Annotated in this window: 13 protein-coding genes; 6 read left to right on the forward strand and 7 right to left on the reverse strand. The window is 68.2% G+C overall.

Going from position 1 to position 13,472, the window contains the following annotated elements:
• Positions 1–629: 629 nt before the first annotated feature.
• Positions 630–869, forward strand: coding sequence for a hypothetical protein (locus AC1VXD_RS18630; protein ID WP_482993299.1), 240 nt, complete (start codon positions 630–632; stop codon positions 867–869).
• An 87-nt stretch (positions 870–956) separates the two neighbouring features.
• On the opposite strand, the gene AC1VXD_RS18635 is transcribed toward AC1VXD_RS18630, so the two are convergent.
• The 4 genes from AC1VXD_RS18635 to AC1VXD_RS18650 form a co-directional block, all read right to left on the reverse strand.
• Positions 957–2,084: a hypothetical protein gene (locus AC1VXD_RS18635; protein WP_482993300.1), complete on the reverse strand. Its 1,128-nt coding sequence runs from the start codon at positions 2,082–2,084 to the stop codon at positions 957–959.
• A 135-nt stretch (positions 2,085–2,219) separates the two neighbouring features.
• Positions 2,220–2,831 (reverse strand): thioredoxin family protein, encoded by a 612-nt coding sequence (locus tag AC1VXD_RS18640; protein WP_482993301.1) that lies wholly within the window; start codon positions 2,829–2,831, stop codon positions 2,220–2,222.
• An 18-nt stretch (positions 2,832–2,849) separates the two neighbouring features.
• Positions 2,850–4,349 carry a peptide MFS transporter gene (locus AC1VXD_RS18645; RefSeq protein ID WP_482993302.1) on the reverse strand — a complete coding sequence of 500 codons (1,500 nt, stop codon included), beginning with the start codon at positions 4,347–4,349 and terminating at the stop codon, positions 2,850–2,852.
• Positions 4,350–4,529: 180 nt separating this feature from the next.
• Complete coding sequence (locus tag AC1VXD_RS18650; protein WP_482993303.1) at positions 4,530–5,405, reverse strand: tryptophan 2,3-dioxygenase; 876 nt, start codon at positions 5,403–5,405, stop codon at positions 4,530–4,532.
• A 324-nt stretch (positions 5,406–5,729) separates the two neighbouring features.
• On the opposite strand from AC1VXD_RS18650, the gene pdhA reads away from it, so the two are divergent.
• The 4 genes from pdhA to AC1VXD_RS18670 are packed head-to-tail and all read left to right on the forward strand — an operon-like array spanning position 5,730 to position 9,609.
• The gene (gene pdhA, locus AC1VXD_RS18655) at positions 5,730–6,812 is read left to right on the forward strand and encodes a pyruvate dehydrogenase (acetyl-transferring) E1 component subunit alpha (RefSeq protein WP_482993304.1); all 1,083 of its coding nucleotides are present in this window, start codon (positions 5,730–5,732) and stop codon (positions 6,810–6,812) included.
• The gene (locus AC1VXD_RS18660; protein ID WP_079223931.1) at positions 6,805–7,872 is read left to right on the forward strand and encodes an alpha-ketoacid dehydrogenase subunit beta; all 1,068 of its coding nucleotides are present in this window, start codon (positions 6,805–6,807) and stop codon (positions 7,870–7,872) included. The genes pdhA and AC1VXD_RS18660 overlap by 8 nt, the downstream gene beginning before the upstream one ends.
• Position 7,873: 1 nt before the next feature.
• The gene (locus AC1VXD_RS18665; protein WP_079223933.1) at positions 7,874–8,227 is read left to right on the forward strand and encodes an SH3 domain-containing protein; all 354 of its coding nucleotides are present in this window, start codon (positions 7,874–7,876) and stop codon (positions 8,225–8,227) included.
• Positions 8,224–9,609 (forward strand): dihydrolipoamide acetyltransferase family protein, encoded by a 1,386-nt coding sequence (locus AC1VXD_RS18670; protein WP_482993305.1) that lies wholly within the window; start codon positions 8,224–8,226, stop codon positions 9,607–9,609. The genes AC1VXD_RS18665 and AC1VXD_RS18670 overlap by 4 nt, the downstream gene beginning before the upstream one ends.
• Positions 9,610–9,707: 98 nt before the next feature.
• Here the strand turns inward: AC1VXD_RS18670 and AC1VXD_RS18675 are convergent, their stop codons facing one another.
• The 3 genes from AC1VXD_RS18675 to AC1VXD_RS18685 all read right to left on the reverse strand — a co-directional run bounded on the left by AC1VXD_RS18675 (position 9,708) and on the right by AC1VXD_RS18685 (position 11,660).
• Positions 9,708–10,094: a VOC family protein gene (locus AC1VXD_RS18675; RefSeq protein ID WP_482993306.1), complete on the reverse strand. Its 387-nt coding sequence runs from the start codon at positions 10,092–10,094 to the stop codon at positions 9,708–9,710.
• A gap of 223 nt (positions 10,095–10,317) precedes the next feature.
• Positions 10,318–11,025: a helix-turn-helix transcriptional regulator gene (locus AC1VXD_RS18680; RefSeq protein ID WP_482993307.1), complete on the reverse strand. Its 708-nt coding sequence runs from the start codon at positions 11,023–11,025 to the stop codon at positions 10,318–10,320.
• Positions 11,025–11,660 (reverse strand): Rossmann-fold NAD(P)-binding domain-containing protein, encoded by a 636-nt coding sequence (locus AC1VXD_RS18685; protein ID WP_482993308.1) that lies wholly within the window; start codon positions 11,658–11,660, stop codon positions 11,025–11,027. The genes AC1VXD_RS18680 and AC1VXD_RS18685 overlap by 1 nt, the downstream gene beginning before the upstream one ends.
• Positions 11,661–11,766: 106 nt before the next feature.
• Between AC1VXD_RS18685 and AC1VXD_RS18690 the strand changes: the two genes are divergently transcribed.
• On the forward strand, positions 11,767–13,305 hold the full coding sequence (locus AC1VXD_RS18690) for a GGDEF domain-containing protein (protein WP_482993309.1): 1,539 nt from the start codon (positions 11,767–11,769) through the stop codon (positions 13,303–13,305).
• The last annotated feature ends 167 nt before the right edge of the window (positions 13,306–13,472 follow it).

Here is a 13,472-nt window from a genome sequence, read left to right on the forward strand (position 1 = left end):
GCTGCGTGCATCCTGTCCAGGTGCCCAAACGTGTGGGCCTGGGGCGCCGCGTTTGCGGGCGGGCGGCGTGCGGAGCGGGCTTCTTTACCTAATCGCCGGCCCCCCCCCCCGCACCCCGGTAGTGCCGGCCGCTGGCCGGCAACTTCAATGGCAACCGCTGGCTTCTTGGGGGAGGTGGGGTGGTGGCCAGTAGATCCACGCCATGCGTGGATGACGTTGCCTGCGATGCGCAGCGTGTCGCCGGCAACCCTGCGTGGGTGCGTCAGGCCTTGTTTGATGAGGTTGGGTGCACGCCGCCGGGTGTTCGCCGACGAACGGCCCCTGGGCTGGGCGCGTCAGTGGCTGTCGGCTTTGCCGCCTGATGTTTCGGAATCGGCCCGATAGCATCGTCTTGGACAGGTCGGGCCTATCCAACTGCTTCAATCGAGTGGTTTTGCCTATTGGACGAACGCTCCGGACGAGGCGAGGTTGGGCGCGCAGCGGAGCACCGCTGCCGGGGTTGAAAGCCCGTTGATCAGAGCTTGATTGCGTCGCACCGTCGTCGCCCTTCGGTGAGCGATGCGGGGATACGCCCCAAGCGCAATCGATGCGATCTCGCCTTTTCAACCACGAATCCAAGGAACGCCACCATGTCCCGATCCGCCCGCCGCAAGGTTCCGGCGCCCGTCGCCGCCTCAATCGATCATGAGGCCGACCTGCAGCGCATCGATGAGGCGCTGGCCACTGTGGAATCGATCGCCGATGTCTGGTTCGAGCACCATCGCCTTAAGCCCTGCCCGCCCGGGTTCCTGCTGTCGCTGAACCGGCTGCGCGATTTCACCAGCTTCGCCAAGGCCTATGCGACCGCGTTGCGGGTGGTGCGGGAGTAGAGCCACGCCATGCGTGGATGGCGGCGATGCCGGTGCCTGCGATGGGGTCAGAGCCCTTTCCTGCGGAAAGGGATCCGACCCCGGCACTCAGCTCAGGTGCTTGCGCCGGGCATGGATCCACGGCACGGCCAACGCGGCAATGGCGCCGCCGGCAAAGCCCAGCGAGGCAGCAACCGTCGCAGCCTCGATCGCACCCGGCAGCGCCAGCGCGGCGGTCACCAGCAGCAGTGACGGTAGGCCGACAAAGGTGCCGAGGAAGAAGGTCCAGCGCGGCGACCAGGTGTTGAGCTGCAGCAGACTGACCGGCTGCCAGGTTTCGGCGGCGGCGTCTTCGGCAATCTTCGCCACGACCTTGCCGAGATCCACTTCCGGCACCAGCTTGCCCGGACGGGCGGCGGCGATGGCTTCGGCCACCGCTTCCACCGGCGGGAAGCTGGCCGGCCATGCCACGGGCGCGGCCACGCCATAGGCGGTCAGCAGCGGCACGCTCAGCCACGGCGCCACCAGCGGGCGCACCTTGCGCCGGCCGTACACGCACCAGATCTGCGCCTGACCATGCGCGGTCACGCTGTACAGGGCGAGGTCGCCCGGTGGCGGGTAGCCGAGCATGGTCACCCGTGCGGCCAGGCTTTCCTGGTCCATCGCGCGCAGGAAGCCAGGGCGGCTGCGCCCTTCCTGCATGAACGCGAGACCCAGCGCGCCGACCAGCCAGGCTTCGGCCACGTCCTTGCTGCCGGCCGTGGCGCGGTCATCCGCGGCCAGGTACCAGGCCAGCGATTTGGGTTCGGCCACGTCCTGCAGGCCCCAGCGGCTGTCGTCGCCCAGCACATGGCGCACCGGCAGTCGGGCCGGCGCGGTCTCGCCACGCTCACCGGTCTGCAGGAACGGCAGCACGCCCTGCACGAAGCTGGAAAGGTCGATCGCGCGCAGGCCATTGCCCTGCCACTCCGGTGGCAGCAGGCCGGCCAGCTGGCCTTCGGCAGCCAGACGGTCCAGGCGGGCCTTCTGTTCGACCAGCTTCTGCACTGCGCCTTTCAGCACGACGTTGTCCGGCAGGGCGATCTGCGGCAGGCGGTGGCGAGAGGGTCCCAGCTCCACACCGCCCTCGCCGGTGCCTGCGTCATCCAGCAGGGCATCCTGCGGCGGCAGGCTCACCCCGTCGGGGGCGGCGTCGCTGGCCGCGGCGGGCTGGCGTTGGGCGTGGTCGCTGTGCATGGGCGCTCCGGTAGGGGCAGCCGACGATCCTGTCGACTGACGTCCTTGCCATTAGCGGCCGTGGGGTGGGTTTCTGTAGGTGCGGCAGTCGAGCGGCACGGCAGTCGAGCATGGCTCGACTCTACAAACGGCGGGTCAGCGCTGCGGCGCCCACTTCTTCAGGAACGCCATGAACTTGCTGCGGTTGTAGCCCTTGCCTTCGTTCTTGGCTTTTTCCAGTTCGCCGGTGAACTGCGACTGCAGCAGGGTGCCATCCGAATCGAGCACGAACAGGTGCGGGTAACCCTTCACCTGCGGGTACTGCGAAAGGAACGCCGCGTTCTCGTTCTCTTCGCTGTAGTTGACCTTCATCCACACGTAGTTGGCATCGCGCAAGCGGCGGATCTCCGCATCGCCTTCCACGAACTGGTCCATCAGGTGGCACCAGGGGCACCACTCGCCGCCCACGTCCAGGATGATGCGCTTGTTGCCGCGCTGGGCTTCGACCTTGGCCGTTTCCAGATCGGCGGCCGGATCGCGGGCCGGGTCGAAGCTGGCATTGAGCCCGGCGATGGCGGCGATGTCGGCCGCCGCCGGGGTATTGCCCGAGGCCACCGGCGCGCTGGGGTCAGCGGCCGGTGGCTCGGTGGGACGGGTATCGAGCGGTTGCGTCGGTTCGGCAGGCGCCGGCGGCGGTTGCTGGGAACAGGCGCCGATCAGCGCCGCACACACCACGGCCACCACTGCCTTGCCGAACGTTCTACGCATGCCTGCTACCCTCAGTGTTTACTTGACGCCGTGCATCAGCTTGTTGATCAGCGGGGCGATCAGGAACAGCACCACGCCGGAGCCAATCAGGGCCCAGAAGCCGAAGGTATACCCCTTCAGGGCCGATTCGATCGTCATGCCGCCTTCACCGGACACCGCGCCGGCGAAGATGCCCGACAGGTTGTTGCCGATGCCGGTGGACAGGAACCAGCCACCCATGCCGAAGCCGACCAGGCGCACCGGAGCCAGCTTGGTCACCATCGACAGGCCGATCGGCGACAGGCACAGCTCGCCCACCGACTGGATGACGTAGACCATGAAGAGGGTCCAGAACGGAATCTTGCCGTCCACGACCATCTGCGACAGGGCGAACATCAGCAGGGCGAAGGCGGCGCCGTTGAACAGCAGGCCCAGGCCGAACTTGCGCGGGATGGACGGATTGGCGCTGCCCATCTTGACCCAGATCCAGGCAATGATCGGCGCCAGGGTGATGATGGCCACCGAGTTGACCGACTGGAACCATGCGGTCGGGAAGGTCCAATCACCCATCTGGCGGTTGACGATGTTCTCGGCCAGGAAGGTGAAGGAGCTGCCGGCCTGTTCGAAGAACATCCAGAACATGACGTTGAAGGCGAAGATGATCAGCATGGCGATCACGCGGTCGCGCTGCACCTTGCCCTCGCGGATGCCTTCCACCAGCAGCAGGATGGCCAGGGCGGTGAACATCGCGCCCAGGATCCAGGCCAGCGCGGCAGCGCCGGTGGCCAGCAGCAAGTACGACACCGGAATGGCGACGACCGCGCCGACCAGCACCTTGATGATCGGGCCGATGCCTTCAGCACCGACCGGCGGCGCACCAATGCCCTTCAAGCCGGCGCGACCGATGTAGAACCACACCAGCGAGACCAGCATGCCCACGCCCGAGGCGATGAACACGACCTTGTAGGACGGCATCGCATCGGTACCGAAGACCTTGCGGGCCAGGTACTCGGTCAGCACCGGGGCGATCATCGCGCCGATGTTGATGCCCATGTAGAAGATGGTGAAGCCCGAGTCGCGGCGCTCATCCTTCAAGCCGTACAGCTTGCCGACCATGGTGGAGATGTTCGGCTTGAACAGACCGTTGCCGACGATGATCGTGGCCAGGCCGAGCTTGAAGATGTGCTCCTGCGGCAGCGAGATCATGAACAGGCCGGCGGCCATGATGATCGCGCCGGTCAGGATTGATCGCTGGTAGCCCAGCACCCGGTCGGCCACGTAGCCACCGAAGATCGCCGCGGCGTACACCAGGGCCAGGTAGGCACCGTAGATGCGGCTGGCGTCGCCTTCACCGGCAGCGCTGCCGTTGTAGAACTGCGCCACGATGTACAGCACCAAGGCCCAGCGGATGCCGTAGAACGCAAAGCGCTCCCAGAACTCGGTCATGAAAAGCATCCACAGCGGGCGCGGGTGGCCCATCGTGGTATTGAAGTCCGGCAGCGCCGGCTCTGGGGTGTTCGCAGTGGCGTTTAGGCTCATGCGGATTTCCTGGTTCGGTGGATGGACGGCACATCCGATGTGCGCTGGAGCAACGCGCGAGGATCACCGACTTCTGGCGTTCACGTCAAATACACGCCGTTTGAGGCAGGTCACGGCCTGCTCGCTGAACTTGCATCTGAAACGATCCAGCCCGTCGTCGGCGGCCTTGCTGAATGGGGCTCAGGCCAGGTCGGCCGGCGGCGCGACCTGCAGGCTGGTGCGCACCTGGAACAGCTCGGGGAAGAAGGTCAGCTCCAGCGCCTGTCGCAGGAAGCCTACTCCGGACGAACCGCCAGTACCGCGCTTGAAGCCGATCACCCGCATCACGGTGCGCATGTGGCGGAAGCGCCACAGCTGGAAGGCGGTTTCCAGGTCCACCAGGTCCTCGCACAGCGAGTACTCGCGCCAGTAGCGGTCGGTGTCCTGGTAGATGCGGGCGAACACCGGCTGCAGGCTGTCATCGGACACGTGCGGCTGGGTCCAGTCGCGGTCGCGGTAGAGGTCGGGGATATCGTGGCCGAAGCGCGCCAGGTACTTCAGGAATTCCTCGTACAGGCTCGGCGCTTCCAGTACGGTGCGCAGCTGCGCCTGGCCGTCCAGGTCGTGCTCGAACACCTGCAGCATCTGCGCGTTCTTGTTGCCCAGCAGAAATTCGATGTAGCGGTACTGCAGCGACTGGAAGCCCGAGGACGGGCCCAGCACGTCGCGGAAGCCCATGTACTCGGACGGGGTCAGCGTTTCCAGCACCGACCACTGCTCGGTCAGCTGGCGCAGTACCTGCTTGCTGCGCGCCAGCACCTTGCGGCACTGCCAGACTTCGTCGCGCTGCAGGAAGCCGATCGCCGCACGCAGTTCATGGCCCAGCAGCTTCAGCCACAGCTCCGAGGTCTGGTGCTGGATGATGAAGAGCATCTCGTCGTGGTGCGGCGGGTTGGACAGCGGCTGCTGCGCAGTCAGCAGCTGGTCCAGGCGCAGGTAGCCGCCGTAGGTCAGGCGCCCCTGCAGGTCGGTGTGGATGCCGGCTTCGAGATCGCGTTGGTTGTTGTCGACGGACATGGGCGGGACCAGATCAGGGGCGGCAAGGGTAGCGCGTTGCCTGCCGTGCGGGCAGCCGGGCGACCGTACCCGGGCGTGCGGTGGGCCTGTGGAACCGGCATTGCGCGTGGAACCGTTTGCGGCGTTGCGCCGGCAGTCAGCCAAAGGCGTATTCTGATGCTTTGCAACAACGACTGAATACGTTGTTGTTATTGGCCCCCGAGCCGTCGCGAGGGGTACAAAGGGGACTCCCCGTGTTGCGCCGCAGGAAGGCTATTTCGTACGCAATCCTTAACATGGCGATTCATATCATTTGTAACTTCTCTGTCGAAGGTGCAGTACGCAATGACGGTTGCCGCTGAGTTCAAGATCGAATACCTGCAGTACCTGGACGCGGACGGCAAGCTCGTCCGTGACGACCTGCCCGCCTCCCTGAAGGATCCGGCCGTCCTGGTGCCGCTGTTCAAGCAGATGCTGTACGTACGCACGTTCGACAGCAAATCCATCGCGCTGCAGCGCACCGGCAAGCTCGGCACCTATGCCGCCTGCCTGGGCCACGAGGCCGCACACGTCGGCATCGGCGCAGCGATGAAGGCCGGCGACGTGTTCGCGCCCAGCTACCGCGAATACGGTGCCATGTTCATGCGCGGCGTACGCCCGTACGACGTGCTGATGTACTGGGGCGGCGACGAGCGCGGCAACGACTACACCGGCAACGCGGTGAAGGACTTCCCGTTCTGCGTGCCGATCTCCACCCAGTGCCTGCACGCTGCCGGCGCTGCGCTGAAGTTCAAGCTCAACAACGAACCGCAGATCGCGGTGGCGGTGTGTGGCGATGGCGGCAGCTCGAAGACCGACTTCTATGCCGCGCTCAACTCGGCCGGTGCCTACAAGCTCCCGATGATCCTGTGCATCGTCAACAACGGCTGGGCGATCTCGGTGCCGCGTTCGGCCCAGACCGGTGCCGAAACCCTTGCCCAGAAGGGCCTGGCCGGCGGCCTGCACTGCCTGCAGGTGGACGGCAACGATCTGATCGCCGTGCTCGCCGCGATGGAACAGGCCCGCGAACGCGGCCTGGCCGGCGAAGGCGGCACCGTGCTGGAACTGCTGACCTACCGCCTGTCCGACCACACCACCGCCGACGACGCGCGCCGTTACCGCGACGACGCCGAGGTGAAGGACGCCTGGACCCGTGAGCCCATGCTGCGCCTGCGCAAGTACCTCATCGCCAACGGCGTGTGGAGCGACGACGAAGAAAAGACCTGGGTCGAGCAGTGCGCGGCCAAGGTGGACGAGGAAGTGAACCAGTACCTCAACACCCCGGTGCAGCCGGTCGAGGCGATGTTCGACTACCTGTATGCCGATCCGCCGGCGGACCTGCTGGCCCAGCGCGCGGCCGCCATTGCCCTGGAGCAGCGCCATGGATGACATCAAAACGGGCGCATCCGCTTCCCAGGCCAATGCCGCCGACAGCGCCGCTGTCGCCGGTGGAGATATCGCAATGACCGCTACCCCCATCACCCTGATCGAAGCCATCACCCAGGCCTTGGCCTGGGAGCTGGAACACGACCCGTCGGTGCTGGTGCTGGGCGAGGACGTGGGCGTCAACGGTGGCGTGTTCCGCGCCACCGCCGGCCTGCAGCAGCGCTTCGGTTCGCAGCGCATCCTCGACACCCCGCTGGATGAAACCACCATCGCCGGCCTCACCGTCGGCCTGGCCGCACAGGGCATGAAGCCGGTGGCCGAAGCCCAGTTCGACGGCTTCGTCTACCCGATGGTCGACCACATCATCTGCCATGCCGCGCGCCTGCGTACCCGTACCCGTGGCCGCCTGCACTGCCCGATGGTGCTGCGCGTGCCGTGGGGCGGTGGCATCCGCGCGCCGGAACACCACAGCGAAGCCAACGAATCGATCTTCACCAACGTACCGGGCCTGCGCGTGGTGCTGCCGTCCAGCCCGCAGCGTGCCTACGGCCTGCTGCTGGCCGCCATGCGTGATCCCGACCCGGTGATCTACATGGAGCCCAAGCGCATCTACCGCCAGTACAAGGAAGTGGTCGTCAACGACGGCGAAGCCTTGCCGCTGGACGTGTGCTTCGTGCTGCGCGACGGCACCGACGTGACCCTGGTGGCCTGGGGCGCACAGGTGAAGGAAGCGCTGGAAGCAGCCGACAAGCTGGCCGGCGAAGGCATCAGTGCCGAAGTCATCGACGTGGCCACGCTGCGTCCGCTGGACTTCGCCACCATCGCCGAATCGGTGGCCAAGACCGGCCGCTGCGTGGTCGTGCAGGAAGCCCCGAAGACCGCCGGTTTCGGTGCCGAGATCGCCGCGCGCCTGGCCGAGGAATCCCTGTACGACCTGCTGGCCCCCGTCGAGCGCGTTACCGGCTACGACACCCACATTCCGCTGTTCCGCCTGGAAATGAAGTACCTGCCCAGCGTGGACCGGATCGTGACCGCGGCCAAGCGCGCGGTGGCGGCAGGCTGACATGCGGGCACGGCTCCTTGGGGCTTACCGCAGCCAGTATTCCAATCCACTCCGGTTCCGCACCGGCCAGATCGTCGAAGTCGGTGTACGTGACGAGGAATGGCCGGCGTTTGCCTGGGTACGCACCAACGATGGGCGCGCTGGATGGGCGCCCGTCGCCTGGCTGCAGCTGCTGGATGATGGTCGCGCCGAAGCCCTGCGCGACTACGACGCCCGCGAGCTGGATGTGGAAAACGGCGAGATGGTGAAGCTGCATCACGAACATGGTGGGTGGTGGTGGTCCGAGCGCGCGAATGGCGCGACGGGCTGGCTGCCGGCCCGCGAACTGGAACTGCTGGAAGAGAACTGCACATGAGCCAGACCAAGAATTTCAACCTGCCCGACCTGGGTGAAGGCCTGCCGGACGCGACCATCGTCGAGTGGTTCGTCAAGGAAGGCGACGTGATCAAGCTGGACGCGCCGCTGGTGTCGATGGAGACCGCCAAGGCCGTGGTGGAAGTGCCCTCGCCGGTGTCCGGCACGGTGCTGAAGCTGTCCGGCGCCGCCGGCGACATCATCCCGACCGGTGCCGTGCTGGCCACCTTCGCGGTCGACCCGAACCTGCCGCAGCGCGCCGATGGCCAGGACACCGGCCACAGCCACGGGCACGCCCCGGCGGCCCCGGCCGCAGCGAACCCGCCGCCGCTGCCGGCCGCTGCCGCCCCGGTGGCTGCTGCTGCCGAGGAAAAGGCCGAGCGCGATGACGCTGGCACCGTGGTCGGCGCGATGCAGAGCTCCAATGCCGTGCACACCGAGCAGGCCCTGGCCGTCGGTGGCGTGAAGGCCGTTCCGGCCGTGCGTGCCACCGCGCGCAAGCTGGGCGTGGATCTGGCCCGCGTGCGTGCCACCGGCGCCGATGGCGCGGTGACCATGGCCGACGTCAAGCAGGCCGCGGCCGACGGCAGCGCCAAGCTGGGTGCTGCGCCGGCCCCGGTGGCTGCCGCTGCCCATGCCGCGCCGGCCCCGGTCCAGGTGGCCGCCCCGGTGCAGAGCGAAGCCCGTACCCCGCTGTCCGCTGCCGGCAAGCCGATGCGTACCCAGCCGCCGGGCGTGGTCGTCAAGGGCCAGCCGGAACCGCTGAAGGGCGTGCGCCGCAACATGGCACGCGTGATGGCCGACGCGCACAGCAAGGTCGTGCCGACCACGCTGAACGACGACGCCGACATCCACGCCTGGCTGCCGGGCAACGACGTCACCGCCCGCCTGGTGCGTGCGATCGTGGTCGCCGCACAGAAGGTGCCGGCGATGAACGCCTGGTTCGACGGTGAAGCGCTGACCCGCACCCTGCACGCGCAGGTGGACATCGGCATCGCCGTGGACACCGACGACGGCCTGTTCGTGCCGGCGCTGCGCAATGCCGACATGCTCGATGCCCGTGGCATCCGCGAAGGCGTCAACCGCCTGCGCGAGCAGGTGGAAGCGCGCTCGATCGCCGCCTCGGAACTGAGTGGCTACACCATCTCGCTGTCCAACTTCGGCATGTTCGCCGGCCGCTACGCGACCCCGGTCGTGGTGCCGCCGTGCGTGGCCATCATCGGTGCCGGCCGTGCCCGCCACCAGATGACCCCGGTGATGGGTGGCGTGGAAGCACACAAGGTCATCCCGCTGTCGGTGACCTTCGACCACCGTGCCGCCACCGGCGGTGAAGCGGCCCGCTTCCTGCGCGCGATGATGGATGATCTGGCGCTGGCCAGCTGATCGACCACCTGATTGGTGGGTGCCAACCGTTGGTTGGCACATGATCTGAAAAACCGCCGGGCACTGCCCGGCGTTTTTTTATGGCTGCGCTGTAGCGGTCAATCGCGCGCGACCATGCCCTCGGCGCGGCTGTACACACGCAGACGGTGGCCATCAGGATCGACACCGACAAAAGTGTGGCCGAATTCCAGGGTCACCGGTGCCTGGGTGATCTGCACGCCAAGCGCGCGCCAGGCGTCATGCAGCCGCTGCACTTCAGCCGGGTTGGCGGCCACCATCGCCAGCTCGGCCGCGCCGGCTTCTGCGGTAACCGCTGGCAGCACGCCATCACGCTGCCACAGGCCCAAGGCGGCGCCATCGCCGAGAAGGAACAGGGCGAAACCGGGCGACTGTTCGACCGGCGGCGTGCCGAGGATGCGGCTGTAGAACGTGGCACTGGCCGCGACATCGCGCACGTACTGCAGCAGGGTGCTGGGCTTGAACATGGGGAACCTCCGTTGTTGGGAGCGCCCATGGTGGTGCGGGCCTGCTGACAGATCCTGTCAGCAGCGTCGACGGCGCTGGCCTGCGCTTCTGCCCTGGTAGAGTCGACTGTCAGTCGACTGCTCCTGCGAGAAAATCCCGCGCTTCGCGCGATAGTCGACTAGCAGTCGACTCTACCGCCGGCGTTTCGTACGCCGCCGGTTCCGGGGAGCGCGCCCTTGCGGCTCACGGCCGGTCCAGCCAATCCGGGGCGATGCCCTGCGCTTTCTGCCAGCGGCGCAGCAACGTGCCGCGCGGCACGAGGTAGTGCTCTTCCAGCGTGCGCACCCGCCGGATGCGGTCCAGGCGGAAATGGCGGAAATCCTTGCGGCCCTCGCACCACGCCGCCAGCACCACGACCTCATCGAAGTAGCCCAGCGCGAACGGCCAGACCACGCGCTCGGTGCGCTGCCCCTGCGCATCTTCATAGGCAAACTGCAGCCGCTGCTGCGCGCCCACTGCTTCGCGCACCGCCTGCAGCCGCGCCGCCGGCACCGTCGCTCCGGCCTTCGCGGGACCAATGCGCAGGCCGCTGTCGCGCAGCGCTTCGCGGCGTGCGGCCGGCAGTACATGGGCGATGCGTGCAAGGGCATCACGGGCGGCGTCGGCCAGCGCCGGCTCCGTGCGCGCGGCCACCCAGCGCAGGCCCAGCACCAGCGCATCGATCTCGGCCGGCGGCAGGGTCATCGGTGGCAGCACGTCGCCGGGTATCAACTGGTAACCGACGCCGGCCTCGCCGCGCAGGTCGGCACCCTGCGCGCGCAGGGTCTCGATGTCGCGGTACAGCGTGCGCAGGCTGATGCCCAGTGCGTCGGCCAGAGCCTGCCCGGCCACCGGCCGGCGGTGCCGGCGCAGCAGCTGCAGCAGCTGGGTCAGGCGCAGCGCACGCGACATCAGTCGGCCAGCGCGCCGGACGCCACCACATGCTCGCCCGGCGGCGGTGCCAGTGCGGCATCCACCAGCGCCCTGGCAATGCGGCTGGCCGGATTGATCCGCCAGGCCCGCGGCAGCACCGGCCCGAGCACGCCCAGCACCTGCAGGGCGAAGCGCTCGCCGCGACGCTCCTGCTGCCGCTGCCCGCCAATCAGACCCGGCCGCACCAGGGTGAGCGAGGCGAAGCCCAGTGCGCGCAGGTCGCGCTCCAGCTCGCCCTTCACCCGGTTGTAGTAGATGGCCGAGCCCGCGTTGGCGCCGGCGGCGGAATTCAGCACGAAGGCGCGCGCGCCCTCGGTACGGGCCAGGCGGGCGAAGGCCAGCGGATAGTCGTGGTCGATGCGGTGGAAGGCCTCGCGGCTCCCCGCCTGGGCCATGGTGCTGCCCAGCGCGCAGATCACCGCATCCACCTGCGCCCAGTCCGGTGCATTGGGCAGGGCGTCGAACTGCAGCACCGGGGCATGCAGTTTCGGATGGCTCAGGCCCAGCGGGCGCCGGGTCGGGGCCACCACCGCGCGGCATAGCGGGTCATCCAGCAGCATCGGCAGGGCCAGCCCACCGACCAGGCCGGTCGCCCCCAGCAGCATCACGCGCATAACCACCTCCCCTGCGGCATCCTTTCGTCCATCGTAGCCGTTCAAGCCGTCGGCGGCCGCGCCGATATGCTGTCACCAGTCCCTGCCAGCCCCAGGATTTTTTTCAATGACGGACCAGCCCGACCACCGCCCTGCCCCCGGTACCGCCCTGGGACCACCGGCGCACGTGCGCGCGGTGTCCGACGATGGCCGCGGTGACCGGGTGGTCCTGCAGGGCGGCACGGCCGTGGCGCTGCAGCGGCTGTTCGCCGGCGCCGATGCGCCCGAGCCGCTGCTGGCCGCCTTCGCCAATGGCATGGCCACCCTGCCCGGCGAGCTGGGCGACATGGGCGACCGCCTGCAGTCGGCGCAGGCCAGCGCCGACTGGCCGCGCTACGGCCGGGCGATGCGGCAGCTGATCGACAAGTACATCCGCACCATCGAGCAGCACTCGCCCGATGGCCAGCCCGACAGCCTGCGCCTGTCCGAACAGCTGCGCCTGCTGCTGGGTGGCGCGGTGGTGTCGCTGCTGCTGCACGACCCGGACCTTCGCGAGCAGGCCCAGGCGCTGGCCGGCAAGCTGCGGCAGTGGCAGCCCGGCGCACCGCTGGAGCCCATCGAACAGGGCGTGCGCGAGCTGGGCCACCAGGTGGGCGTGCGCGCGGAAAGCTGGCAGGAACAGCAGGCCCTGCTGCTGGAACTGTTCGCCTTGCTGCTGGAGAACGTCAGCGAGCTGCTGGATGACCGCAGCTGGCTGCAGGGCCAGATCGCCGCGGTACGCCAGCTGCTGGCCGGCCCGCTGGAAGCGGAGTCGGTCGAGCGCACGCGCGCCGAGCTGCGCGAGGTGATCTACAAGCAGGGGCTGCTGCGCCAGGGCATCGACGATTCCAAGGCGGCGATGCGCGGCCTGATGGGCGAGTTCATCGAACGCATGGACGGCATGGCCGCCAGCACCGGGGAATACCACGACCGCATCGGCACCTATGCCCTGCAGCTGCGCGAGGCACGCAGTATTGCCGACCTCAACCAGCTGCTGCAGGAAGTGATGCATGACACCGGCAAGGTGCAGCAGCAGGCCGCACAGGCGCGCGACCACCTGGCCAGTGCGCGGCAGGAAGTGGAACGCGCCGAGCGGCGCATCAGCGAACTGGAACAGGAACTGCGCGAGGCCGGCGACCTGGCCCGCATCGATCCGCTGACCCAGGCCCTGAACCGCCGTGGCCTGGACGAGATGCTGCAGCGTGAAATGGCCCGCGCCGCACGCAACAACACCGCGCTGGGCCTGGCGGTGATCGACCTGGATGACTTCCACCAGACCAACGATGCCCACGGCCATGCCGGTGGCGATGCGCTCCTGCAGCACCTGGTATCGACCTGCCGGCTGCTGCTGCGCGCCACCGATGGCGTCGCCCGCCTCGGCGGTGATGAGTTCGTGCTGGTACTGCCGGAAACCCCGGGCGCCGACAGTATGGCAACCGTGCAGCGCCTGCAGCGCTCACTGGCCCATCGCGTGCTGACCGTGCAGGACAAGCGCGTACCGGTGCACTTCAGTGCCGGCCTGGCGCAGTGGCAGCCCGGCGATGATGCCGAGGCCCTGCTGCGACGCGCCGATGAGGCGCTGTACGTGGCCAAGCGCCAGGGCAAGAACCGGGTGCAGGCGGGGTAATCCGCTCCGCCGGGCATGGCCCGGCGCAACCGGGCCAGTGATGGTAGCGCCGGGCCATGCCCGGCGGCCGGGGGTTTTTCGCGCGCAGCGTCTGGCTGCCGCGCCCCGCGGCCCGCCCGATCGCACCGGCGACGGTGCCGACCACCCTGTTGGCTGGAGGCCTGCTG

Source organism: Stenotrophomonas sp. STEN054, from assembly GCF_056854535.1.